This is a genomic window from Glycomyces tarimensis, from assembly GCF_054776215.1.
Genome location: NZ_BAAHCB010000007.1, coordinates 34,116 through 34,487 on the forward strand (window position 1 = coordinate 34,116; position 372 = coordinate 34,487).

The 372-nt window shown below is 60.2% G+C and carries 1 protein-coding gene; it reads right to left on the minus strand.

Features of this window, described 5'->3' with window-relative positions; translation table 11 throughout:
* Positions 1-372: DUF5753 domain-containing protein (locus ACYVK3_RS09410; RefSeq protein WP_460497061.1), on the minus strand; the 372-nt coding region annotated here is incomplete at both ends.

Genomic DNA, 372 nt, shown 5'->3' on the forward strand with positions numbered 1-372 from the left:
TGTTCTCGCTGTCGTTCGCGCTGACAAGGCGTTCCAGCTGAGCACGCCAGGTCCGTGAGTCACCGATCCTCCGATGAAGCACGGTCTCTTCGAGGATCACCGACACTTGTGTGGCGGCTGGACCGGTGAGGACCTGCTGCCGGTCCATGCGTAGGTCGACCCATCGCTGAATCTGTTCTTCGCTGGTCTCCTGCGGTTCCCCGTTCCTGATGAGGAGCTCCGCGTATGCGCGTGTCTGGAGCAGGCCATCCACGAACATGGTCTGGTATGAGCAGATCCGCTCCGCCCTGCTTTCCAACCAGGGCATGTTGATGAACTGGCTTCCGAGATCTTCCCGGTGCTGATCCCACCAGTCCTTCTGCCAGCAGTCAT